Below are 25,745 nucleotides of genomic sequence, written 5' to 3'. Positions count from 1 at the left end.
GGTCGGCCGCGCCAAGGGAGGTGCCTGTCGCGTTTGCGTTTTCCCCTGGCCCAACTCCAGCTTCTCCACAACGGTTACGGTGTGATTCCATAAGTGTTGTGGAGCGAATGTATGTTCGCATAACGGGGTTGAAAGCTGGAGAACATGGGTTAAAAGGACACTAATGTAGCTGACTTCGAAGTGAAGAGGGGTCGATCCGACGGGGTCGGGAGAAGAGGTTCCGATTGCTTTTTCGCGTTTTAGATGCAATCAGCAGGATAACTCAGCAGTTTAGAGCGTTCGATAAAATATGACAGTTGAAATCATAGGGCGTGCATGTCTCGCCCCCGGGGCCGATTCGCCACAGGCGTTGTTTCGAATTTTGCGCCAGGGGAAGTGCACCGTCACACGCATACCGTCGGACCGATGGGATCTTGCTCGCTTCTGGCATCCGGTCATTGGCAACCAGGGCAAGACCTATTCCTTTGCGGCCGGCGTGCTCGACAGCATCTATGATTTCGATCCGGCTGCCTTCGGCATGTCGCAGCGCGAGGCCATGTATATGGACCCGCAGCAGCGCGTTCTGTTGCAGCTCGCCTGGCGCGCTCTGGAAGATGCCAATATCGCGATTCCGTCGCTGCACGGCGAGAATGTCGGCGTCTATATCGGCGCCTCCAGCCTCGACCATGCCAACCTGACCGTCGAGGATCCGGCCGCAGCCGGACCTTATTTCATGACCGGAAACACGCTTTCGATCGTTTCCAATCGCATTTCCCATATCTTCGGCCTCAGCGGCCCGAGCATGACGGTCGATACCGCCTGCTCCTCATCGCTGGTCGCGCTTGACCAGGCGATGCGGGCGCTGAATATGGGTGAAATCGACACGGCGATCGTTGGCGGTGTCAATATTCTGGCGCACCCGCTTCCGTTCGTCGGCTTTGCCCAGGCGCGCATGCTGTCGCCCGAGGGCCTGTGCCGCGCCTATGACAATGACGGCGCCGGTTATGTGCGTGCCGAAGGCGGCGTCGTCTTCATCCTGCGCCGCTCAGACAGAGCGCGTCAGGAAAAGGACCGCAGCTACGCGAAGATCGTCGCCACCGGCGTGAATTCCGCCGGCCGCACCAACGGCATTTCGCTGCCATCTCGCGAAGCCCAGGCCAACCTGTTGCGCTCGATCTACGAGGGCAACAATATCGATGCCAATCAGGTCGCCTTCGTCGAAGGCCATGGCACCGGCACCAAGGTGGGCGATCCATCCGAAGTCTGGTCGATCGGCACTGTGATCGGCGCCAATCGCCGTGCGCCGGTTCCGATCGGCTCCATCAAGTCGAATATCGGCCATACCGAGCCCGCCTCCGGCCTGTTCGGTATGCTCAAGGCCGTCATGGCACTCGAGAACAATTATCTGCCCGCCTCGCTGCATTTCGAGACGCCGAACGACAATATCGACTTCGATGGGCTGAACGTTCGCGTCACTGCGAACCCGATCGAACTGCTCCGCGGCAAGCGCGCCCGCCTCGCCGGCATCAATTCCTTCGGCTTCGGCGGCGCCAACGCCCATGTCGTCATCAGCGACCCGGATCCGGTTCAGGACGAGCGCAACCGCAACAACGCCACCGGCCATGTGTTCATGGCGAGCGCCCATACCGTCAACAGCCTGGAAGAGCTGCTGAAGTCGTACAAATCGACCTTCGCCAAGGCCTCTCAGGAGGAAGTTCGCTCCATCGTCGCTGCGTCGGGGGCCAACCGCACGCAGATGCGCTACCGTTTTGCCGCACGCAGCGATCATCCGGAAGACATTGTCCGCGCCATCGCCAGCCATCTCGAAAAGCCTGCGTCCGACATCGGCGAAACCGGCGAAGCAGTGACGAAGGATGCGAAGGTTGCCTTCGTTTTCTCCGGCAACGGTTCGCAATGGGCAGGCATGGGTGTCGAGGCATTCCGCGAGAACCTGCACTTCCGGCAGTGTTTCACCTCCGTCAGCGCATTGTTCAAGTTCCACTCGGATATCGTGCTGACCGACCTGCTCACCGATCCGGATCTGGATGGGAAGCTCTCCGACACCAAGGTTGCCCAGCCGCTGCTGTTTGCCGTTCAGGCAGCTCTGTCGGACTCGCTGGTCGCCATGGGCATCAAGCCCACGGCTGTTTTCGGCCATTCGGTCGGCGAAATCGCCGCGGCCTATGCGGCCGGCGCCCTTTCGCTCGTTGATGCGGTTTCGATCGTTGCCAAGCGGTCGCTGCACCAGGATCTACTTGCCGGTCAGGGAACCATGGCGGCGGCAATGCTTAGTGAAGAGGCCGCAAACGCCTTCGCCAAGGCGCGCGGCCTCGAACATGTTTGCGTTGCTGCGGTCAACGCCCATAACTCTGTGACGATCTCCGGCCCGGCGCACGAAGTCTCTGCCTTCCGCGACGCAGCGCGCAAAGCCAAGATTCCGGTCCAGATTCTCGACATCAACTATCCTTTCCACCACCCGATTATCGATCAGGCGAAGAAGGCGTTCCTTTCCGACATTCCGGACATCGCACCGCGCAAGTCGGAACTCGCCTATCTCTCCACCGTCACCGGCGACCGGTTGGATGGCACGCAGCTTGACCCCGATTACTGGTGGAAAAACGTCCGTGAACCGGTCCGTTTCCAGGCGGCAACGGAAGCCGCCATCGAACTCGGCTGCAGCCTGTTCATCGAAATCTCGCCCCGCCCGATCCTGTCGTCCTATCTGAAGGAAACGGTGAAGCAGTCCTCCGCCCCGGGCATGGTCGTGCCAACCCTGCTGCGCGACCCTGGCGAAAAGGGTCGGGACCCGATCTCGCGCGCCATGGCGCGTGCCATCGCACACGGTGCCGCCTTTGATGAAACCCGCCTGTTCGGCAAGCGCAACGCCTTCGTCCGTCTGCCGAACCTGCCGTTCGAGCTGACAGAACTGCGTCCGGCAACAACCAGCGATTCAACGGATCTGTTCGGCCGTGGATCCAAGACCCCTTACACTTTGGCTGGCTGGCGCGCCGATCCGAACAGCGGCAGCTGGAAGAACCATATCGACGCGCATCTGTTTCCGGATCTTGCGGAACACGTCGTCGATGGCAAGGCCATCCTGCCAGGCAGCGGCTTCATCGAAATCGCCGTTTCCGCCGCGCAGCTGTATTACGGCACGCCGGACGTCGACATCACCAATTTGGAAATTGTCCGGCCACTGGAACTTGCCGACAACCGGATGATGGAACTATCGACCATCCTCTCGCCCGAGACCGGGGATATCGAGATCCGTTCGCGCGAGCGGCTGTCTGAGGACGATTGGGCCGTGCACGCCGTGGCGCGCAGCCGCAAGCCCATTCCGGCGGATGAGCCAGCCTCCGGAAACCTGTTCGCCGGCCTTGAGAAAACCGCGACCGTAACGCCTGCCAAGGCCTATGAAACCGCGCGCCAGTTCGGCCTCGACTATGGTCCGCGGTTCCAACTGATGGCGCGGGCCGTCTCCTATGGCGACCGGCTGATCGATGTCGAATTGAAGGATCCGGAGGAAGCAGGCCACCCCTTCGTTTCCTACAGCCTCAACCCGATCTCCATCGATGCGACCTTCCATGGCCTGGTTGCGCTCTTCGACCGCTTTACCGGCGAGGCCGGCGGCGCGCCCTATATTCCGGTGCGCTTCGGGTCGGTGCGCGTCACCAATTCGGGCCTGACCGTCAAACGTGCGCTGGTCGAGATCGAGCGCATCAGCGCCAACTCGATCAAGGCGAAGTTCCGTTTCTTCGGCAAGGGCGGCGAAATCATCGCCGCTTTCGACGACTGCCGTTTCCGCCGGACCTATCTGCGGCAGCACAAGACGCTGGACATGCTGTCCTTCCACTATGAGGCGGTGCCTTCAGACCGTGCCGCTCCGCTCGCAGCAGCCCCGCGAAAGGCCCTGCCTCTTCCATTGATCGCTGCCACCGATGATACCGGCATCGACAACACGACGCTGCTCTTCAACGCCGCGATCTATCGGGCCTGCCACGAAATCGCGCTCAGGCTCGGCAAGGGAACCGCAAGGATCGACACACGGTCGCTGCCCGGCGATTTTGCCTTCCGGTGTTTCCTGGCCAACTGTCTCTATGTTCTCGAAGATGCAGGCCTGTGCAAGCATAAGGGCGGCAGCTGGAATATCTCGCCCGAGTTCTCACTGCCCCCGGTCGGCGACATCCTGAAGGAACTCTACAGCGAACGCTCGGAACGCGCTGTCGAAGCCGTTTTGATCAACAACGCCTATGCCGAAGCATTGGATCGCATCGACAACCTGTTTGCCTCCGAAATATCGGGCAACGAGGCCGATGCCGCGGCCAAGCCGCAAGGCTTCATCAGCGATGCGACGCTCGACCATCAGACAGTTCATTCCGAGTCAACGCGTCAAAGAATGGGTCTGGTCCTTTCCGCAGTCGAAAAGGCGCTGGCGAACGGCAAAGGTGATCTGCGGATCGTCGAGGCAGGTACGGTGTCGGCCGGCTTCACCCGCCGGCTCGCCACGCTGGTTGCCAAGTACAACGCTTCGCTGATTGTCGTCGAACCGCGCGAAAATGCGCAGCGAAATCTCGAAATCGCCTTTGAGGACGACGCGCATGTGCGTGTCCTGAAGAAGGACGCTTTCGCGACGCTTCCCGCTTTCGATCTCGTCGTCAGTGCCTCGGATACGTTTTTCACCCTAGTCGATGAAGACGTCGCGATCCGCAATGCGATGCGTGCCTGCCTCCAGGAAAATGGCGCGCTCGTCGCCGCGACCAATGCACCGACGGTATTCAGCGATTTTGCTTTCGGATTGATTGAAGGCTGGTTCGCGCGCAGTCAGGCGGTCGAATTCCCGATCGGCAAGCTGCCAACGGTGACGCAATGGCAGAAATGCCTGAGCGATCTCGGACTGCGCAATATCTCGATCGACGACCACGAATCGTCGCATGGCAATATCATTGTGTTCGAAGCACAAGGCGGCGAGTTTACCGATGCCGCGCCTGTGGCGGAGGTATCGGCCACGGAGGCTGCGAACCCCGTGCTTGTCCTCCACGAAGGCAGTGTTTCAAGCCTTCACAGCATCCTGCCCACGGGTAAGGATGCGATCGAAGCGCCCCTCGTCCCGGTTCAACTGACGGGCGATATCGAGGCCGACATGGATAAGATCGCGGAAGCGATCGAAGCGCTCAACGAGAAGCCGGTGCGTGCAGTATACCTGTCGTCGGCGACCGCCGGCGACCGGACCCAGGATTCCTCCGTGTTGCAAAACCGGGTGCTGTCGCTGAGCGCTTTTGCCGAGGCGCTGCGCCAGTATTATTCCAACGCCGAGCCGACCGCCGGACATCGTCCGCGTCTGGTGATCGCTGCTCCCGGCGGATCGCCGGTAACTGCGGCTTCGCGCAGCGAGGATGCACCGGGCTCAAGCATCAACAGCGGCCTGTGGGCATTCGCCCGCGTGCTGCAGAACGAATATGATTTCCTCGATATCCATTCGCTCGATTTCACCGGCGCCAAGGCCGGCGCCGGCAACCAGCTTGCCGCGGCGATCGCGATGCTGGCAGACGAAGGCGCAAACCGCGAATGGCTGCTGGACGGAACGACCGGAATTCTTTCGGAGATCCGCGCTGTTCCCGGGCCGGTCGATCAGACCTTGCGCAGGACAAGCGCCTTCAAGGCGGCGACCATCCGCCAGCGCGTCAGCTCGCAGGTCGGCAGCATCGCCTGGGAAGAGTGCGACATCCCGTCGGCGGGCCCTGGCGATGTCGTCGTTGAAGTTGCCGCCACGGGCTTGAATTTCCGTGATGTCATGTGGGCCATGGGCCTTCTGCCGGAAGAGGCACTCGAAGACGGTTTTGCCGGCGCGACCATCGGCATGGAATTGTCCGGCCACGTCGTGGCAATCGGCAGCGGTGTCACGGACCTCTCGGTCGGCGACGCCGTGATGGCGATCGCGCCTGCGGCCTTCTCCACCCATGCCGTCGTGTCGCGGTCGGGGGTTGCAAGGCTGCCGGAAACCGTCAGCCCCGTAGCCGCCGCAACCGTGCCGGTCGCGTTCCTCACTGCCTACTACGCGATGATAGAACTAGGCCGAATCCGCGCCGGAGAGACCATCCTCATCCACGGCGCGGCCGGCGGTGTTGGTCTGGCGGCATTGCAGGTGGCAAAGCTTGCCGGCGCCAAGGTGATTGCAACGGCTGGAACGCGCGAGAAGCGCCGCTTCCTGAAGATGCTTGGAGCCGATCATGTCTTCGATTCCCGATCGCTCGCCTTCGTCAACGACATTCGCGGCGTGACCGGCGGCGAGGGTGTGGACCTGGTCCTAAACTCGCTGTTTTCCGAAGCGATGGAACAGAGCCTGTCGCTGGTGAAGCCATTCGGCCGGTTCCTCGAACTCGGCAAGCGCGATTATTACGCTGACAGCAAGATCGGCCTGCGGCCGTTCCGCCGCAACATCAGCTATTTCGGTATCGACGCCGACCAGTTGCTGGTCAATGCCCCGGAGCTGACGAAGCGCATCTTCACCGAGATCGGTGCGCTGTTCGAAGAGGGCAAGCTCGTGCCCCTGCCCTATCGCGCTTTTGGTTTCGACGAGATCGGCAATGCCTTCCGTCTGATGCAGAATGCCGGCCACATCGGTAAGATCGTTGTCTTGCCGCCTGTTGCCGGACGCGATGACGTTACCAGCCGGCCGGCCCGCCGCATGTCGGTCGATAGCCACGGCGTTCATCTGGTCGTCGGTGGCATCGGCGGTTTCGGTCTTGCAGCCGCAAACTGGCTGGTGAACAAGGGCGCACGCAACATCGCGCTTGCCACACGCCGTGGCATTGCAGACATCGAAACTCTGGAGACGATCAAGCGCTGGGAGAACAAGGGCGTTTCAACGACCGTGCACGCCTGTGACGTCACGGACGAGGTGGCTGCAGGCAAGCTGCTCAAGACGCTCCGGCAGATCGGTCCGCTCAAGAGCGTCGTGCACGCGGCCATGGTGCTGGACGATGCTTTGATCAACAACCTCAACCGCGAACGCAACCGCCCGGTCATCGACGTGAAAGCCAAGGGCGCCGCCGTGCTCGACAAGCTGACGCGCTCGGACACGCTTGAACATTTCATCATGTTCTCATCGGCAACGACGCTGGTCGGCAATCCCGGTCAGGGCAATTACGTGGCCGCCAACGGCTATCTCGAGGGCCTTGCTCGCGCGCGCCGACTTGAAGGTCTGCCGGGCCTTGCGATCGGCTTCGGTGCGATCGCCGACAAGGGCTATCTGGCTCAGAACACCGACGTCAACGATCTCTTGTCCAAACGCATCGGCAAGACGGCACTGAAGGCACAGGCAGCACTCGATCAGGTCGAGAACTACATCCGCTCGGATCCGGGCACGATCGACGCTGCTGTGGCCATGATCTCGGAGCTCGATTGGGCAGCGGCGCGCAACCTACCGGTTGTTCGCAATACCCTGTTCGAAGTCATCCTGCGGACCGCCGACCAGCATTCCGCCGGCAGCGACGGCCAGACGATGGATCTCGTCGCGATGATCGAAGGCAAATCGCCGCAGGAAGCCGAAGACATCCTTTATGATCTGGTGGCGGGCGAAATCGCTGCTATCCTTCGCGTCTCGAAAGATACGGTCTCCCGCAACAAGGTCCTCAAGGAAATCGGCCTCGACAGTCTGATGGCCGTGGAACTCGGGATCAGCTTCCAGCAGAATACCGGCTTCGACATGCCGCTGAGCGGTGTTGCCGACAATACGACCGTCGGCGACGTCGCGCGCAAGCTCTATGACAAGGTCAGCAAGCGCGATCACGGCAGCGAAGACGACCGCGAGCCAGCCGACAACAAGATCGTCAACGATCTCGCCCAACGTCACACCAGCACCGGTACCGGCACTGGCACGGAGAAGGCAGCGAGCCAATGAGCAAGGACGAGGAACGTCACAGCGTTTCGAAGATGAACAGTAGCCTGAAGGAAAATCTGCTGGACCGGATGCGCAACACGCATCAGTCTTCGGAAAAAAACCGCATGGCTCGCTCCGAGCGCGACGTTCCTCCGCCAGTTAGGCGCAAGCAAACCAAATTCGAGGACTTGCCGGAATACAAGCAGGTCCTGACTCAGCAGGTTGCGAGCGAACAGCTCGGCATCGACAACCCCTTCTACCGGGCCCACCAGACAGCGGCCGGAGCAACGACGGTGATCGATGGCCGCAAACTGATCAACTTTGCGTCCTACGACTATCTCGGCCTCAACCGGCACCCGCATGTGCTCGCTCAGGCGCGCGATGCCATCAACACCTTCGGCATCTCCGCTTCGGCGAGCCGCCTCGTGGCCGGCGAGCGCCCGGTCCATGCTGAGCTCGAAGAGCGTATCGCCGCCTTTTACGGCGTCGAGGCATCGGTCTGCTTCGTCAGCGGCTACCTCACCAATGTCGCGGCGATCAGCTGCTTGATGGGGCCGAAGGACCTCGTGGTCCACGACGAGTTCATCCACAACAGCGCGCTTGCAGGCATCAAGCTGTCGGGCGCCACGCGGCGCCTGTTCAAACACAATGATGCCAGTGACCTCGAGCATGTGCTGCGCACCGTTGCCGGTGACTATCGCCACATTCTGGTGATTGTTGAAGGCGTCTATTCGATGGACGGCGACGTCGCCAATCTGCCGGCGATCATGAAGCTGAAGGCGGAATACGGTTTCTGGCTAATGGTCGACGAAGCCCATTCGCTCGGCATTCTCGGGCGCCGCGGCCGGGGCACGTTCGAACATTTCGGCGTCGACCCGCGTGAAGTCGATATCTGGATGGGCACGTTGTCCAAGACCACCTCGAGCTGCGGCGGTTATATTGCTGGCAGCGGCGCCCTTGCCGCCGTCCTCAAGGCAACAGCGGGCGGTTTCGTCTACAGTGTCGGCCTTGCACCGGTGTTGACCGCCTCGGCGATCGCCAGCCTCGACATTCTGGAAACGGAACCGGAGCGTGCGGCCGCGTTGAAGCACAACGGCGCGCTCTTCCTCAAGCTCGCCCAGGAAGCCGGCCTCGACACGGGCTTGAGCGGTGGCTTTTCGGTGGTGCCGGTTCTGGTTGGCGATTCGCTGCGCGCAGTGCAGCTGTCAAACGATCTCCTCGCCGCCGGCGTGAACGCGCTGCCGATCATTCACCCGGCCGTGCCGGAGGGCCTGGCGCGCTTGCGGTTCTTCATCACCAGCGAGCACACCGAGGAACAGATCCGCCAGACAGTGGCGCTGACGGCAGAGAAGCTGAAGGACCTCACCGAGCGGAATTTCGGCCTCGCGTCGATCGATATCCAGCAGATGATGAAGATGCTCGCCTCCCGCTAGCCTTGGCGGCTCAGAACAGGCACGCTACCTCAATGAATCGGGCCGATCTTGCAGCATGACTCATGTGATCATTACAGGCGGCTCAAGCGGGATCGGTCTGGCACTAGCCCGGATTTACGCATCCAAGGGAGCGCGGATATCCCTTCTCGCGCGAACACTACCTGCCCTTGAGGCGGTTCACGCCGAACTCACCAAGAGCGGCAACGCTGACGCAATCCGCATCGAAAGTGCAGATGTCGCCGACGAAGGCCAGACCGCGGCGGCAATCACGCGGTGCGAGGAAGCCTTCGGGCCCTGCGACATCCTGATCACCTGCGCGGGCATCGTCGAACCGGGCCTGTTCGAACTGGTCTCGACGGTCGCCTTCGAACGCCAGCTCCGGACCAATCTGTTCGGTAGCATCCATGCGGTGCGCGTGGTCTATGCCGGCATGAAGCAGCGCCGCGCCGGCCGGATCATGCTGGTTTCCTCCGGCGCCGGCCTGATCGGCATCTTCGGCTATGCCGCCTATTCCGCCTCGAAATTCGCCCTGCATGGCTTTGCCGAGGCTCTTCGCTCGGAAGCCAAGCCGCATGGCGTAAAAATCTCCGTCTGTTTCCCGCCGGATACCGAAACGCCGCAGTTCACCCGCGAGCTGGAGCACCGCCCGCCTGAGGCGGCCGTGATCATGGGGCGCGTCGCGCCATGGTCGTCCGATGCAGTGGCGGGTCGCATCGCTCGCGCTATCGACAGGGGTGATTTCGAGGTGTTCTTCGGCTGGACGCTCTGGGCTCTCGGCCGCTTCGGCTCGACGGTGAAGCCCTTCCTCAACTGGTGGTTCGACCGCGCTATCCTGCGCATCAGCCGCGGTCGGTGAACAACGACAAGTCTGCTTGTATATGCCGGAAATAGGATTTAAGTGTCGCTCTGTCGCGGCGGTACAGGCTTGGCCGGCGGCGAGTTATAGATCGTGAAGGTACCCGTTTGGCGTTGACGTCGTTCCACATGCATGACTATCCGCTAACGCTGACTGTTTTCTGCTACGCCTTGACCTGCGCTGTCATCGTGTTCACCGACAGATTTGCGCTGCCCAAACGCCAGCGCAAGAAGAGCCGGCCGCCCCTCAGCCGCAGGCGCGCGGCAATGGATATCCTCGCGCGGCTTCCGATCATTGCCCTGGTCTTTGCGGGGTTCTTCGCGATTTCCTGGCGCCCGCTTTATGCCGGCGCGGGCGCCATGAGCTTCTTCGTCATCTTCACCGGTATATCGCGCGCGAAGTACAAGTTCATTCGCGAGCCCCTGGTGTTTTCCGACATAGCGCTGGTTGCAGATGTCTTCAAATACAAGTCGATCTTCTATGCAAACTCGCTGAACATCGTCTTCTGGACGGTCGCCTTCCTCTATGTGTTCGGCGTCTCTGCCCTCTATATGTATTTCGAGCCGAGCATCCTGCCGTCTAACAGTAAGCTCTTCTGGGTCATCGTCATGATCCTCGTGGCCGATCTGCCCTGGATCCTTTTGTTCTACGGCCCCGTTAACCGGCCGGTCGCGGACTTCGTCCAGCATCTCGTCGGCAAGCCGAACGTCAAGGTCAGCACCGTCCGCTTCGGCACCTTCGCTTCGGTGGTTTTTCATTTCATCATCTGGCTCGGCCGCCGGCGCGAAAAGATCATTGCCGACCTTTCCGAACGTTTCTTTGCGGCCGTCCAGGATCTGATCGGTCATGACGCCGACAACAAGGCGCCGCTCATCGTCGTCTGGCAGTCGGAATCCTTCATCGACATGCGGCATTGCGGCGTTGATCACGTCAAGTTGCCGACGATCGACCGCCTACAGAAGCTCGCCGTGCAGTGGGGCCGCCTCGCGACCGTTTTCGAAGGTGGGTATACGCTGCGAACGGAGTTCGCCGTCCTCAGCGGGCTCGTGCCCGACGATCTTCACATCGATGCCAGCTACCCCTATTTGCGGGCGAGCCACTATGCGAATGTCGTCTGGCCGACGAAACTGAAGAACGCCGGCTGGGGAACGCATTTCATGCATCCCTATGACCGGACATTCTTCCTTCGCCACAAGGCCATGCCGCAGCTTGGCTTCGAGAAGATGACCATGCTCGACGAGTTCGATCATGATCCGACCCGAGACGGCCCCTATGTCTCCGACGCGGCGCTGACACGCAAAGTCATCAAAGATGTCGAAAAACAGGCGGACGCCAAGGGCAGCTTCCTCTTCGTTGCATCGATGGCCAACCACGGACCGTGGGAGCCCAACCGCGTCGCGGAGAAGACCGATCCCGTCGAAATCTATCTTGAGATCCTGCAGCAGTCGGACAAGGCGCTCGGCCAATTGGTGGATCACCTGAACAAGCTCGACCGGCCGGTATGGCTGCTCTTTTACGGCGACCATGCACCGCTGCTCAAATCTTTCGCCGATCCCTTTCCCGATCCTCGCACTGACTATTTTATCGTGCCGCTGGCTTCCGCCCGCAAGCCGCATCACGCCCCGACCTATCCACGCAACGAAGAGCCTTGGAAATTGCTGGAGGCGTTGCTCAGGCATGCCAACCTGCAGAAAGATGAGTTGCGGTAGTGTCGACGTCCTGTGTTGAAAGTCGCTGACGATGGTTTCACAACAGTCATCGACACGTGTCTTCCTCTTCCTGCAAGGGCCATCATCGCCGATCTTCGCGAAGATCGCGGCGCGGCTGGAAGCAAGAGGGCATCGCTGCTTCCGCATCAACCTCAATCCCGGCGACCAGGTCTTCTGGCGGCGCAAGGGCGCCCACAACTACCGGGGCCGCGGCGGTGAAGCTTGGCGTGCCCATGCTGGTTTGTTCATGGACCGCCACGCGGTCACGGACCTGGTTCTGCTGGGCGAGGAGCGTCCATACCATCAGCTTGCGATCGCGGCGGCAAAGGATCGCAACATTGCGGTTTCGGTCATCGAGATGGGCTACCTGCGCCCTGACTGGCTGACCCTTGAACGTGGTGGCATGTCATCCAATTCGCATTTCCCGGCCGATCCACAGCAGATCGTCGATGCGGCCCGCACCCTGCCCGAACCGGATTGGAAACGGCACTATACGCAGAGCTTCCTTGCCGAAGCGACCTATGACCTTCTCTACAATCTGCCGAACGTTTTCCTGTGTTTCCTCTTTCCGCATTATCGTCGCCACGCCCTCTTCCATCCGCTTGCGGAATATGCCGGCTGGGTGGTGCGTCTGGCGGGCAGCGGCCGGAGGGACAGGGCGGCCAGCCAGCTTGTCGATCGTTTCCTTGGTGGCGGGGCTCCCTTTTTTGTGTACCCTCTGCAGTTGCAAACCGATTTTCAATTGCGCGCGCATTCGCCTTACAACGACCAACGCGAGGCCATCAGCCAGATCCTGACATCCTTCGCTCGCCATGCAGCGCGCGATACGCAACTCATCGTCAAGATACATCCACTTGATAACGGCCTCATCAACTGGCGAAAGCAAGTCGCCGATCTGGCGGCCAAGCTCAAGGTCGGGGAGCGCGTTCACGTGCTCGACGGCGGCGATCTGAATGCACTGCTGGAAAGAGCTCTGGGCACGGTTACGGTCAATTCCACCGTCGGCCTGCATGCCTTGCAGCTTGGGAAGCCTGTGAAAGTGCTGGGTGCCGCCGTATTCGATATCGCCGGGCTCAGCGACCAAGCGCCAATCGATCAATTCTGGGGCGCTCCCAAGCCGCCGGAAGCCCGCCTGCGGGCTGCGTTTTTTCGCCTGCTTGCTGCGACGATCCAGGTGCGTGGAAATTTCTATTCAGGCGACGGCACGGACGCCGGCGCGTCAGCGATTGCCGAACGGCTGCACAATCGGTCAGTCAACCAGCCCGGCGCGTTCATCGATCCACCACCGAGAAAAAAGCCGGAGAAGATTACCCTTCGCCGTCGCTGACCGGCTCGATAACGCGAATATCGCGCCTTCAGGCGGATCGCAGAGCCCTGCCGGTCGTCAATCGAAGGGGTACAAAATTCGCCCGACCAATCTGAATTTTGGATTTGAAAGCTCCCGAAAGAACAGGATCGGATCGTCCCGATAATTCTGCACATCGCGGCTGTGGCCGATCCTGGCGATCACCGGTGACACGAGCGGCGTTATCAAATGACGCCAACCAAGAATACCGTAAGGCCCCCAGGGCCGCCACCGTGGGCCGGAAGAGCGCGGCGCTTCAAGGCCCTCCCCAGTGGAAAAATAGCGCAGAATCCCGTCGACCGTTTCCTCAAAGGAAACCTCCCTGCCCGTATTGGGGTCGAAGTAGCGCGGATAGAGAAGATAGGCGGCGGCAAACAATGCCTCGATCGAAAGGGGCCGTCCGCGGCGCGGATTAGGCTGGCGATCGTCCGTCAGCCCCCAGCCGGCGTAAAATGGACATCCGTATGCGGTGACCTTGATCCCGCGCAACAGTGCCTCGAAGCCGGCGAGCGAGGTGATCGTATAGACATGGTCGATTGTTTCGAAGGCCTGCGCCATGCCCAAGGGCTGGGTAAGGATGTCACAGAGATGCCGCACATCTTCCGGATCCGATTGCGCAAGACGAACACGGTTCAGGATGTCTGGATGCGGCTTGTAGATAATCTGGGCGCCGGGATTTTCCTGCGCTGCGAGACGAACGAGGTCGTTATTGGTCACCGGCGGCAGGCAGCCGTACTGGATAGAGGCATCGTCCTCGACCTGGCCGATCACCAGCACTCGCTTGCCGGACTTTGGACCATAAAGGTTCTCGATATCCGTTTTCGTCCCGCTATTGTACTTGCTGACGCCCGTTTCCAGCAGAAAACGAATGCCCGCCGCTGCACGCCGCAAAAGGTCGGGAGAGCCGTCGAAGTCGTAGGTGGCGAGCAACCGCTCCAGATCTGACGGCGTTCGGCAGTCGAAATAGGCTGTTCCCGCATCGAGCGCCAAAGACAGCGGTGGCGTCCGGCTGGCATTGGCCTTAACAGAACGAATGAACCCGTCCTCTATGTAAAACACCGGGATGCCGTGTACTTCCGCAAAGGTCCGCAATCCGTCCGGCGCTTGCAGGCTCCAGACGAAGATCTGAGGATTGTCCGCCTGCAGGATCCGTGCCGTCCACTCCTTCTGGAATTCGTTCTCCCGCGCGTACAGGGGAACGAAAGTGAAGCTGCGATCCGGGAAATAGCGCTGGAAAATGGCCCGCTTCCAGCCATAGATGTGGAAGGCAAATGTGGGAATTGCATCACGCGGGGCAATCGATGCCTCCGGCAGCTGACCATTTGCCCGGCCGCCCAGTCCAGAAGGGGAGGATTGATACCGTTCAGACATGGATATGCGCTCGCAAAGCCGGTTTCCCCGTTCCACCTGTCAAGAACCGCCCGCCATCAAGTCGCATTGCCGTTTCCCGAAACAACTTGAGGCCAGCGCGTGTTCCGCTTTGGCCTTCGCGCTGCTTATGCAACGCCCGCGCGGAGCAGGTCGTGGACGTTCAATATGCCGCTCGGGACCCCAAGGTCATCGATCAAAAACAAGACAGTGACCTTCTGCGCCTGCATGAATTCCATCGCTGCACTGGCCAGAACGCTGCCCTGGATGACCCGCGGATTGTGAGACATGACCGCGTCGACCGTTTCGAGCAGCAGATCACGCGACATGTGGCGGCGCAAATCTCCGTCTGTGATGACGCCGACCAATTTTCCGGCTTCGTCGGTAATGCCAACGACACCAAACCCCTTGGACGACATCTGGATGACCGCGTCGCCCATGGGACTGCCGAGCGGCAAGAGGGGGATCGCCTCACCCGCGTGCGCAAGCTCCTGCACCAGAAGCAGCTGCGAGCCCAGTTTGCCGCCCGGATGAAACGTCTTGAAGTCCTGGGCCGAAAAGCCACGGCGCTCGAGAAGCGCGATTGCCAGCGCATCGCCGACGGCGAGTTGCAGCATAGCCGATGTCGTCGGCGCCAACCCGTGCGGGCAGGCTTCCTGCACCTTCGGCAGGGTGATGGCGACGCTGGAATTGCGCGCCAGCAGGCTCTCGCAATTGGATGTCACCGAAATAATTGGAACGTTGAACCGCTTGGCATAGGTCAGCATGTTGCCAAGCTCGACGGTCTCGCCCGACCAGGAAAGGAGAATGAGCAGGTCTTCCGACGTGATCATGCCGAGATCACCGTGGCTTGCCTCCGTCGGATGCACGAAATAAGCCGAGGTTCCGGTAGAAGCCATGGTCGCGGCGATCTTGCGGCCGATATGCCCGCTTTTCCCGACCCCGGAAACAACGACGCGGCCGTTGCGGCGGGCGATCAATTCAACGGCATCGACGAGACTGCGCGACAGGGCCTGGTCGGCAGTGAAGTGGGCGGCAAGCGCATTGATACCATCGACGGCTGTGGCAATGGAACGGCCGATCGATTCGGCGACAGCGCGTTCCTTCGGGGTATTCACGTCAACTTGCCTGAGACCCATCATTAACGCTCCAAGACTGAAAAGTAGCATTCGGTTATATCGAGAGCGCCCTCAGATCAAATCAAATTGGCCAAATGAAGCCTTTTTCCCGCAGCTTCGGCAGAATACAGCGGGAAACCGAAAAATACAGCCTTTCAGCCTCAGCTTGCACGCTTCGCGACGAGTTCATCTTCCGGGAGAATCGGTTGACCCGGATTGCTGACAAAATCTTCCAGCGTCATCGTGTCGAGAATATCGGCAACGGCATCGCGGACCGTCGTCATCGATCGGCGAACCTCGCAGGTATCGGGATCGTTACAGTCGTCGCAGACTTCATAGGCCGTGCGACTGGCACAGCGGATCGGCGCCAGCGGCCCGTCCAGCGTGCGCACGACCTGACCGATGCGGATTTCCGACGCCGGACGCGACAGGGAGTAACCGCCGCCCGGACCCTTCTTCGAGCGCAGGATGCCAGCGTTCCTGAGTTCCAGAAGAATGGTGTCGAGGAACTTTTTCGGAATATTGTTGCGGCTTGCAATTTCGGTAATGAAAGCGGTCTCGCCCGGATCGAGCCGGGCCAAATCGACCAGAGCCTTCAATCCGTATTTTCCCTTTTTCGTCAGCATCGCCGTTCGCTCTGTTCACAAACAGGCACTAAAAACGGCGCCTGTCTGCTGATTGCCATCATATACCCGGCATATCACATGAGAAGCCGTGCCAATATACCGATTTAGTGAAAAGATGGCCAAACTGCGGATTTCGCGCAGATTTATCACCTACGCGACGGCATAAGCGCCCGATATCGCGGGAGACTGCGACACGGGTTGCCGCCCCCTCTGCGAAGCCATCAGACTGCGGACCGCAGCCCTCGCTTCGTCGGCCGAGCGGAAGTGCCGCGAATCCAGATCCCAGACATGGTACTTCACCGCGACGAACTTCAACCGGCCCGCATCCGGAACCACGACACCCACGGCTTCTCCGCCAAACTCTATAACCTGCTTGTTCATGGAATAACGCTCCTTCCGCGTCGAGCGCGGATCATTCAAAATCGTGCACAAATTCAAAGAAGGACTGCTTGGATTCACATTCGCCAGAGAGGGCGAATGCAGAGGTCTTTCATTGCGCGACAATAGGAACGCGTGCCTTGGAAGGCGGCGATGTGGTCATTGGCAAACATGGCTCTCTCCTTCGGCTAGGACCCGGTCGGCGTGTTTTCCGGGCAAGTTACAGATGCCGCTTCGGTTCAACCGTCAGCGGATGGTCACAAACTAGAATAGACCACCAATTTAGTCAATTAAAATTGGTGCCTCGTGGAAAATAATACTCTTTCGTTCGCCATTCCCGTCAAACGCAGCAGATCATGTTCGAAAACTGCGGCATCGAAGAATGAAAATCTAACCTTGGAGCATTTCTCCCGTCCATTCGTGGAGACTATGTAGGCCATCGATGGGACAAAAAAAGGGCAGCCGAGGCCGCCCTTTCGATTTTTCCATGTTAACAGCGATCAACTCTTCGAAGTCTCGACCGCCGGGGCGCGGGTCGCTTCGCGATCCTTCCACCAGCGGCTGAGGAAGAGCAGGATCGGGCCGCCGATATAGATCGACGAGGTCGTGGCGACGATCACGCCGAAGATCATCGGCCAGGCAAAGCTCTTGACGGCGTCGCCGCCCCAGATCGCCATTGGCACCAGTGACAGCGCCGTCGCCATCGAGGTGAAGATGCATCGCGCAATCACCTGGTTGATCGACATGTCGATCAGGTCGGCGAACGGCATCGACTTGTACTTGCGCAGGTTTTCACGCATGCGGTCGTAGACCACGACCTTGTCGTTCACCGAATAGCCGATCATCGTCAAAAGGGCGGCGATGGCCGTCAGGTTGAAATCGATACCGGTCAGCGCGAAGAAGCCGATCGTCTTGGTGATGTCGAGCAAGAGCACCGCGATGGCGCCGACGGCAAAGTGCCATTCGAACCGCCACCAGATGTAGAGCAGGATCGCCAGCATCGCGAGCGCGACGGCAAGGAAGCCCGAGCGGGCCAGTTCCGCCGAGATCGTTGGGCCGACGACTTCGGTGCGCTCAAAGCTTGCATCCGGCACGACCTTGGCGACCGTATCCTTGATCTTGTTGAGCGCAACCGTCTGCTCCTGCTCGCCGCCCGGCTGACGCTGGACGCGGATCAGGACCGATTGTCCCTGGCCGAATTCCTGCAGGGCCACTTCGCCGATATTGAGCCCTTCGAGCTCGTGGCGCAGGGTTGCCAGCTCCAGCTTGCTCTTCGACGTGGTTTCCACCTGGATACCACCGGAGAAGTCGATGCCGTAGTTGAGGCCTGGCGTGAAGAACAGGACGACCGAGCTGACCGACAGGAAGGCCGACATGCCGATGGCGACATAGCGGCCCTTCATGAAGGAAATCTTCGGCAGATGCGGCACGCCGCCGAACAGCGACGGAATCTCGAGTTTCTTCATCTTCCGGCGCACGACGACTTCGCGCATCAGGAGGCGGACGACGGTCACCGACGTGAACATCGAGATGACGATGCCGAGCATCATGGTGACGGCAAAGCCGCGAACCGGGCCGGTGCCGAACATGAAGAGCAGGATGGTACCCGAAAGCGTCGTGACGTTACTGTCGATGATGGTCGCATAGGCCTTGTTGAAGCCGATGTCGAGCGCCTTCATCGCCCCTGCTCCACCTTCCGTTTCCTCTCGGATACGGGCGTTGATCAGGATGTTGGCGTCGACTGCCATACCGATACCAAGGATGATACCGGCGATACCTGGCAGCGTCAGCGTCGAACCAAGCATGCCGAGCACGCCGATCGTCAGAATGGTGTGGAGCAGCAGACCGACATTGGCGATCATGCCCCAAGCACCGTAGAGCATGACCATGAGCGAGACGACGAGGGCGAAACCGGCGAGACCGGTATAGATACCCATGCGAATCGAATCCGAGCCGAGGTTCGGGCCGACGGAGCGTTCTTCAATGATGGTGAGCGGTGCCGGCAGAGCGCCGGAGCGCAAGAGAGCCGAGAGAACAGTTGCTTCCTGGGCGGTGAAGTTACCGCTGATCTGGCCCTGGCCGCCCGGGATCGGTTCGTTGATACGCGGCGCCGTCAGGACCTTGCCGTCAAGCACGATCGCGAAAGGCAGGCCGACATTGTCGCGGGTGATTTCGGCGAACTGGCGCGCACCCTGACTGTCGAAGGTAAAGGAAACGATCGGTTCGTTGGTCTGCTGGTTGAAACCAGCCTTGGCGTCGGCGAGACGTTCGCCGGAAATCGCCACGCGGCTTTCGACCGCATATTTGGCACCGTCATTGGCACCCGGCAGGATATCCACACCGCGCGGCGGTGTCGTCGTGTTCGGATCGACCGAGGTATCGACCATGTGGAAGCTCATCTGCGCTGTCGAGCCGAGAAGCTGGCGCAGACGGGTCGGGTCCTGCAGGCCGGGCAGCTGGACGAGAATACGGTCAGAGCCGACGCGCTGGATCAGCGGTTCGGCAACACCGACCTGGTCGACGCGCCGACGGATGATCTCGAGGCTCTGATCGACGGCGGCGGTCATCCGTTCGCTGAGGCCGGCCTCCGTCAGTTTCACCGTGATCGTATCGTCGGCCGTAGCGACTTCGATATCGGAGCTTGCCGCGCCGAAACCGAGCGCGCCGACGGGCGCTGCCAATTCCTGAATCTTCGGCAGAACCTTTTCACGATCGGCCTGATCGGTGATCTTGACTGCGATTGAGTCACCGGCAATGCGGGCCGAAGAGGTCGGCACGCGCTCAGTGCGAAGCGCGCCGCGGATATCGTCGAGCAGCGTATTCAGCCGCGCCTTGCGCAGGCCGGCCGCATCGACTTCGAGGACCAGATGCGAGCCGCCCTTGAGGTCAAGACCGAGCGTAACCGGCTTGACCGGCAGGAGGGCGGCGTATTGCTGTTGCACAGCCACCGGCAAAACGTTTGGAAGCGCCGCGAGGATCCCGAAGAGGGTAATCGCGACATAGGCCAAAACGGCCCATTTCGAAGTGCGCATGTTGAGTTTCCATTATAGACCGCGTCCCTCCGGCAAGGCCCAGGACAACAGGGGGATGCATAAAAAGTAAAGACGCGCTGACGCGCAAACTGCCCGCGGGGGCAGCAATCAGGCGCTGAACGCCGGGGGTCCGCGAACGCGGGTCGCGTTACCCTGCGTCGCTGTTATCGCAGCGTGCGAAAAAGCGACGGCGGGCATGCTGCCGTAAGCGGCGGCCGCAACGAAGACCGGTGCGGGCAGGGCAAACGGCCCCGGCCCGCCGGGCGAAGCCTTGCCGTCCGTTCGATCCGCCATGAAGCGAAGATCGGCAACGGGAAAAGCACGAACCACATGCCGCGACAGCGTCGTGTCGGAGGTGCCGCTTTCGGGAATCGAGAAATTGCCGGTGCTCTGCTGCGCGGAAAAGCGCGATGAGAAGATCTGTGCCGAGGCGACGAATTGCATGGCAAGCGCGGCCGCCAGAATCCAGAGCACGGCAAAAAGCTTGCCTGCCTGGCTGCGATCGATCCTGTTGCCGTTCATGCCCATCAAGGACATCGTCCTTCCCGTTGGCGGCAGTTTTCACTGCAAATCGCCGGACTGCGCGCCGATTCAGCGCGCAAGCGGGCTTAAAAACCACCAGACGTGGCCAAAGTCAAATCTTACCACCCGGTGCCGCGATTGAACATCCTCACGCAGTTACACCCGCCGTTCGCGTCTGATGAATTTCGATCAACGACGGACCGCCGCGTTTGCGAGCCTCAACCAGTGCCGCGGCAAGATCGCCAGCCTTGGAAAGCCGCACGGCGGGCACGCCATAGGCCCCGGCCGCGAGCAGGAAATCGGGAGCCGATGGCTTGACGCCTTCCGGTGTGACCCCCGCCTCGACCATGTAGCTTTCGATTTCCTGATAACCGTCATTGTTCCAGACGAGGAAGATCACATTGGCACCGGCATCCGCCGCCGAACCGAGTTCAGCCAGCGAAAACTGGATGCCGCCATCACCGACGAGACAGATGACGGGCTTTTCCGGATCAGCCACGGCGGCGCCAACAGACGCAGGCGGCGCATAACCGAGCGCGCCAAACCCGGTCGCTGAATTGAACCAGGATTTGGCGCGCGGCGCATCGCAATAGAGATTGCCGGCGTAGACGGCCTGTGTCGAATCCCCGACGATCGTGCAATCTGGCAGGGCTTGATAGATGGCGTCGATGACGGCGATCTCCGCGCGCATCTTTGCCGTCAGCCCGGCCAGCACCGCCTTGCGTGTTGCCGCTGCCCGCTCCTTGCCCCTGACGGCGGGCCTCGCAGTCAGGAACACCAACATGCCAGCGGTCGCGGCCTTGGCGCCTGACAGGATCGATAGCGCCGCATGCGGGCCTCGAGCGAGCTGCGCGGCGTCGATATCGGTCCGGATCAGGTTGCCGAGGATCGGAAATCCGCCATCGGCATACATGTCGTAGTCGGTCTGGCCCATTTCGGTGCCGAGCGCGATCACCAGATCCGCGTCGGAAATCAGCGACCGCACGGCCTTCAGGCTCGGGCTCGCCGGCACCCGCAGCGGATGGCCCGCCAGCATGCCGCGCGCATTGACGGTCATGACCACTGGCGCGCCGATGCGCTCGGCCAGTTCCGTTATCTCCGCCTCGGCCGTGATCGCACCGCCGCCGCAGATGATGACAGGGCGCTGCGCATCGCCGCAGAGAATAGCCGCCTTCTGCAGGGTCTCGGCATCGGCGCGCGGCCGTGTCGCGGTGGCCTTGCGCAGGACGGGTGGCGCTATCTTCGCGCTCATCACGTCGGTCGGGATTTCGATATGCACCGGCCCCGGCCTGCCGGAGGTGAGGATGGCAAAGGCGCGCTCGACGACGGACGCGAGGTCGGCCGGATTGAGCAGCGTCTGCGAATAGAGCGCCAGCGTCTTGATCATGCCGTGCTGGTCGGGCAGTTCGTGCAGCAGGCCGCGGCCATGGCCGAGCGAATCCCGCCGGTTGACGCCGGAGACGACCAGCATCGGGATGGAATCCTGCCGGGCCTGCGCCATCGCCGTAATCGTGTTGGTAAGCCCCGGTCCGGTAATAACCAGGGCAACGCCCGGCTTGCCGCTCACACGCGCATAACCGTCTGCCATGAAGCCCGCACCCTGCTCATGGCGCGGCGTCACGTGGCGGATCTTCGAGGCGGCAAGGCCGCGATAGAGCTCGACGGTGTGCACGCCCGGAATGCCAAAAACGACTTCGACACCATTGGCTTCGAGCAGATCGACCAGCACCTCGCCGACGGTCTTCGTCGTTTCAGTCATGCGCGACGCTCCTTGGGTGCAAGAAGCCGGATCGCCAGCTTTGTCATTCGCCCGCAGGCCTCGTCGATCGCAGCGTCCGGTACCGTCAGACTGACGCGGACGAAGTAGGTTGCCTCTTCACCAAAGGACGCGCCCGGCATGACCGCGACGTGCTCCTCCTCGAGCAGCCTCCAGGCGAAGGCTTCGCCCGTCAGGCCGGTGCCCGCCACGTCGATCAAGATGAACATCCCGGCTTCCGGCGGCAGCGGCACCAGCCCCGGCACGTTCGCAAGCCCCTGCACGATCCGGTCGGCCCGCGCCTTGTAGGAGGCGCGCATGGCGGCAGCCGTGCCGATCTCATGGGTCAGCGCATAGGCCGTCATGTCGGCAATGAAGGGCTGCACACCGAACAGCATGGTTTCGGACACCGGCAGCAGCCGGCTGGCGAATTCCACCGGTCCGACGGCCCAGCCGCTGCGGAAACCCGGTGCGGCGTGCGATTTGGAAATCGACGAAACGACGATCGTCCGTTCGGCAAGGTCCGGATTGTCGAAGGGCGAGGCAAACGTACCACTGAGGATCAGTTCCTCATAGACCTCGTCGCAGACGATCCAGAGATCGTGCCGGCGACAGACATCACCGATGGCGGCAATCTCCGCAGCTGTCAGCACGGCGCCTGTCGGATTGTGTGGCGTATTCAGCAGCAGCACCCGGCAGGCCGGCGTCACCGCTCTCTCGAGATCGGCCGCCTGCATGTGGAAACCATGCTCGGGCTTCAGCGGCACTGTCACGCGGTGCGCCCCGGTCGATTGGATGACGCCGTCATAGGTGGCATAGAGGGGATCACCGACCAGCACCCCGTCGCCGGCTTCAACGAGACCGAGCATCACGGCAAACAGCGCGGTCTGCGTGCCCGGAAAGCACAGCACGTTTTCCGCCGTCACGTCCGGCCGGCGCTTGGCATAGCGCGCCGTCAGCGCCTTGACCACCGATGGCTCGCCGCGGCCGTTGGAGTAGCGATAGCGCCCGGCATTCATCGCCCGCTGCGCCTCAGCGAGCAGCGAAGCATCCGGCGGCATGTCGGGCTCGCCGATGGTCAGCTGAATGATATTGGTTCCGCTCGCCTGCATCTGCCGCGCGCGGATATGCAGCGCCCATTTTTCCGAGCCGAGATCGGCCAGACGGTCGGTGATCGATGAATAACGCATGGCTGTCTCCTGCCCTAAATCAAGCTGTTGTAACGTCGCTGGCGCTTTCCAGCGCGGTACCTGCCTCTTCATCCCGCCCGAGCGGCAGCCCGAGCAGCGCCTCGACCGACGACAGCGCGATGGCCACCAATTCCGCCTCCTCGAACAGCTCGCCCGCAAGGCACCCCTCCAGCCACAACCCGTCTATCATGCCGTTGATGGCAATCGCATGGCGACGGCAAACCGCTTCACTGGCGGGCCGGCTCTCCGCAACGAGAAAATCGCGGATCAGCCCCTGCAGGTCGTTGCGAAAGCCGAGATAGCCTTCGCGGTGGATCGCGGCCAGTTCGGAGTCCACCCGCACCTGGCTGATGAAGGAGGCCCACAGCGACAAGCTGCGGCTGTCGGCGACCGGCGCGGTGAGATTGAGCGTAATGAACTTTCTCAGCCGCCTTCTCGGATCACCGCCGATGTCCGCCGCCTTGGCCGCGAATGTCGTCAGCATGAAGCGATAGGCCTCAGCCACCATCTGATCCTTTGAATCAAAATAGTGCCGGACCAACCCCGCCGTCACCCCTGCCCGGATGGCGATCGCGCGGACAGTCGCGCCTCTCAGGCCAAGCGCGGCGATCGTATCGAGCGTCGCCTGGATCAGTTCCTGCCGCCGCTCTCCCTCCGGCGCACGATGGAACGTCCGACGGTTCATGCCGCCCGCCTGAGAACCGGCCGGGTCAGGCAGGTCGGCCCACCCTCGCAGGCGATGCAGAGCGCGTCAGCCTCGAAGGTCTCCACCTTGCAGCCGGCCGCTTCCATCGCAGCCTTGGTCTTGGGGAAACCCGCAACCATGATCACCTCGTTCGGCCGGACCGGCAGCACGTTGAGGCTCAGCCCGTTGCTGGCATGGAATTCGTCGGCCGGCGCCTCGATCAGGGTGATGCCCCATTCCTTTAGCAGCTGGTAGAAGGATGCCGGCAGGAGCGGTGCAAAGACCAGCGCCAGATCGCGCGACAGCGGGCTCATCACCGACATCAGATGCAGGCAGGCTTCCTCGCCGTGCCAGAGTGGCAGGTCGTAGCCGAGCACGGTGATACCGAGCGGCTCGAGTATTTCCGAGAGCTGGGCGATGCCCTCCTCGTTGGTGCGCACGCCGCGGCCGACGATCAGCGTCTCGGCATCGAGCCAGATGCAGTCGCCGCCTTCGACCGTGCCAGGGGATTCGATGCGGCCGAGGATCGGGATGCCGGCCTTCTTGTAGGCTGCCTCGTGCAGCGCCGTTTCCTTTTCGCGCAGCGGCTTGCCCATGCGCAGGAGGATGGCGCCATGGTCCGACATCAGCGACGGATCATGGGTGAACATCGCGTCCGCAAGCCCGTCGCCCTTGTCCTCCAGCCAGAGGATTTCAGCACCGGACTTTTCCACCAAGCTTGCGAATTCATGATACTGGCGCACCGCCTTCTCGCCGTCGAAAGTCGGGCCGTAGTGCCACTTCGCGGGATCGGCCGAGGCAAGGCTCGCACCCGGCCGGCGCATCAAGACACGCATCAGATTGGCCGACATCTCCTGCGAACCATAAGCCGTCATCGTCTACTCCTGTTGGAAATTTGATCATGTGGCGGGGCTGCCGGAAAATGCAGCGTCGGCGTTATTATACGGTTGAATAATTTCCGCACAAGTGCCACGATGGCCTTCATGGAACAGCGTGACAGGCAAAAATGCCGCACGAAAAGAAAATCAGGGGAACTGTTTTCATGCGTTCGATACCGGCTCTCTGCCTCATCGGGGCAGATTTTTCATGACGAAACCAGCCCAGGCGATTGCGGTTACAAACCTCCACAAACGTTTCGGGCCGCTCGAGGTGCTCAAGGGCGTTTCACTGACGGCTAACGAAGGCGACGTCATCGCCATCATCGGCGGCAGCGGTTCGGGCAAGTCGACCTTCCTGCGGTGTATCAACATGCTCGAATTGCCGACATCCGGCTCGGTGACGATTCATGGCGAAACCATCGCCATGAAGAAGGACGGCCATGGCGGCCTCATGCCGTCGGACCGCAAACAGGTCCAGCGGCTGCGCACCCAGCTCGGCATGGTCTTCCAGAGCTTCAATCTCTGGCAGCACATGACCATCCTCCAGAACGTCATCGAGGTTCCGATCCACGTGCTCGGCAAGTCGAAGGACGAGGCGATCGCCACCGGCGAAGCACTGCTGCGCCGCGTCGGCCTGTTCGAGAAGCGCGACGCCTATCCCGCCTTCCTCTCCGGCGGTCAGCAGCAGCGCGCAGCGATCGCCCGTGCCTTGGCGATTCAGCCGTTGGTCATGCTGTTCGACGAGCCTACCTCGGCGCTCGATCCGCAGCTTGTCGGCGAAGTGCTGACCGTCATCGGCGACCTTGCGAGGGAGAAGCGCACGATGATCCTCGTCACCCATGAAATGAAGTTCGCACGCAATGTCGCCAACCACATCGTCTTTCTGGCCGATGGCGTCATTGAGGAACAGGGATCGCCGGACGAGATCTTCGGCGCGCCGAAATCCGACCGCCTGAAAAAGTTCATCAGCTCCATCCACTAAAACAAAAAG

At 61.2% G+C, this 25,745-nt stretch carries 16 protein-coding genes; 6 read left to right on the top strand and 10 right to left on the bottom strand.

Annotation, left to right across the window (positions count from 1 at the left end; genetic code table 11):
* Nucleotides 1-289: 289 nt before the first annotated feature.
* From WI754_RS08145 to WI754_RS08125, 5 genes are all read left to right on the top strand, one after another.
* Nucleotides 290-7,879: a type I polyketide synthase gene (locus tag WI754_RS08145; RefSeq protein WP_349437190.1), complete on the top strand. Its 7,590-nt coding sequence runs from the start codon at nucleotides 290-292 to the stop codon at nucleotides 7,877-7,879.
* Nucleotides 7,876-9,291 carry an aminotransferase class I/II-fold pyridoxal phosphate-dependent enzyme gene (locus tag WI754_RS08140; protein WP_349437189.1) on the top strand — a complete coding sequence of 472 codons (1,416 nt, stop codon included), beginning with the start codon at nucleotides 7,876-7,878 and terminating at the stop codon, nucleotides 9,289-9,291. Before WI754_RS08145 ends, WI754_RS08140 begins: the two co-directional genes overlap by 4 nt.
* 55 nt (nucleotides 9,292-9,346) lie before the next feature.
* Entirely contained in the window at nucleotides 9,347-10,147 is an 801-nt protein-coding gene (locus tag WI754_RS08135; protein WP_349437187.1) for an SDR family oxidoreductase, read from the top strand.
* A gap of 128 nt (nucleotides 10,148-10,275) precedes the next feature.
* Nucleotides 10,276-11,856: an LTA synthase family protein gene (locus WI754_RS08130; protein WP_349437767.1), complete on the top strand. Its 1,581-nt coding sequence runs from the start codon at nucleotides 10,276-10,278 to the stop codon at nucleotides 11,854-11,856.
* Between the two features lie 31 nt (nucleotides 11,857-11,887).
* On the top strand, nucleotides 11,888-13,183 hold the full coding sequence (locus WI754_RS08125) for a capsular biosynthesis protein (protein ID WP_349437186.1): 1,296 nt from the start codon (nucleotides 11,888-11,890) through the stop codon (nucleotides 13,181-13,183).
* A 57-nt stretch (nucleotides 13,184-13,240) separates the two neighbouring features.
* On the opposite strand, the gene WI754_RS08120 is transcribed toward WI754_RS08125, so the two are convergent.
* From WI754_RS08120 to WI754_RS08075, 10 genes are all read right to left on the bottom strand, one after another.
* The gene (locus WI754_RS08120) at nucleotides 13,241-14,572 is read right to left on the bottom strand and encodes a capsular polysaccharide biosynthesis protein (protein WP_349437185.1); all 1,332 of its coding nucleotides are present in this window, start codon (nucleotides 14,570-14,572) and stop codon (nucleotides 13,241-13,243) included.
* A 125-nt stretch (nucleotides 14,573-14,697) separates the two neighbouring features.
* Complete coding sequence (locus WI754_RS08115) at nucleotides 14,698-15,708, bottom strand: KpsF/GutQ family sugar-phosphate isomerase (protein WP_341488021.1); 1,011 nt, start codon at nucleotides 15,706-15,708, stop codon at nucleotides 14,698-14,700.
* A 140-nt stretch (nucleotides 15,709-15,848) separates the two neighbouring features.
* A complete protein-coding gene (locus WI754_RS08110) occupies nucleotides 15,849-16,313 on the bottom strand; it encodes an Rrf2 family transcriptional regulator (RefSeq protein ID WP_037119857.1) in 465 nt (154 codons plus the stop codon).
* Between the two features lie 150 nt (nucleotides 16,314-16,463).
* Nucleotides 16,464-16,694, bottom strand: a complete 231-nt coding sequence (locus WI754_RS08105) for a hypothetical protein (RefSeq protein WP_349437184.1) — start codon at nucleotides 16,692-16,694, stop codon at nucleotides 16,464-16,466.
* 497 nt (nucleotides 16,695-17,191) lie between these two features.
* On the bottom strand, nucleotides 17,192-19,723 hold the full coding sequence (gene secD, locus WI754_RS08100) for a protein translocase subunit SecD (protein WP_349437183.1): 2,532 nt from the start codon (nucleotides 19,721-19,723) through the stop codon (nucleotides 17,192-17,194).
* A gap of 108 nt (nucleotides 19,724-19,831) precedes the next feature.
* Entirely contained in the window at nucleotides 19,832-20,260 is a 429-nt protein-coding gene (locus tag WI754_RS08095; protein ID WP_349437182.1) for a hypothetical protein, read from the bottom strand.
* Nucleotides 20,261-20,393: 133 nt separating this feature from the next.
* A complete protein-coding gene (locus WI754_RS08090; protein WP_349437181.1) occupies nucleotides 20,394-22,004 on the bottom strand; it encodes a 5-guanidino-2-oxopentanoate decarboxylase in 1,611 nt (536 codons plus the stop codon).
* Complete coding sequence (locus WI754_RS08085; protein ID WP_349437179.1) at nucleotides 22,001-23,191, bottom strand: pyridoxal phosphate-dependent aminotransferase; 1,191 nt, start codon at nucleotides 23,189-23,191, stop codon at nucleotides 22,001-22,003. The genes WI754_RS08090 and WI754_RS08085 overlap by 4 nt, the downstream gene beginning before the upstream one ends.
* Nucleotides 23,192-23,210: 19 nt before the next feature.
* Nucleotides 23,211-23,876, bottom strand: coding sequence for a TetR family transcriptional regulator C-terminal domain-containing protein (locus WI754_RS08080; protein ID WP_349437177.1), 666 nt, complete (start codon nucleotides 23,874-23,876; stop codon nucleotides 23,211-23,213).
* Nucleotides 23,873-24,751, bottom strand: a complete 879-nt coding sequence (locus tag WI754_RS08075; RefSeq protein WP_112847758.1) for an arginine deiminase family protein — start codon at nucleotides 24,749-24,751, stop codon at nucleotides 23,873-23,875. The genes WI754_RS08080 and WI754_RS08075 overlap by 4 nt, the downstream gene beginning before the upstream one ends.
* 211 nt (nucleotides 24,752-24,962) lie before the next feature.
* Between WI754_RS08075 and WI754_RS08070 the strand changes: the two genes are divergently transcribed.
* Nucleotides 24,963-25,736 carry an ATP-binding cassette domain-containing protein gene (locus tag WI754_RS08070; protein WP_349437176.1) on the top strand — a complete coding sequence of 258 codons (774 nt, stop codon included), beginning with the start codon at nucleotides 24,963-24,965 and terminating at the stop codon, nucleotides 25,734-25,736.
* The last annotated feature ends 9 nt before the right edge of the window (nucleotides 25,737-25,745 follow it).

Source organism: Pararhizobium sp. A13 (genome assembly GCF_040126305.1).
In the GTDB taxonomy this organism is placed as follows: Bacteria; Pseudomonadota; Alphaproteobacteria; order Rhizobiales; family Rhizobiaceae; genus Pararhizobium.
This window is presented reverse-complemented; position numbering and strand designations above follow the sequence as displayed.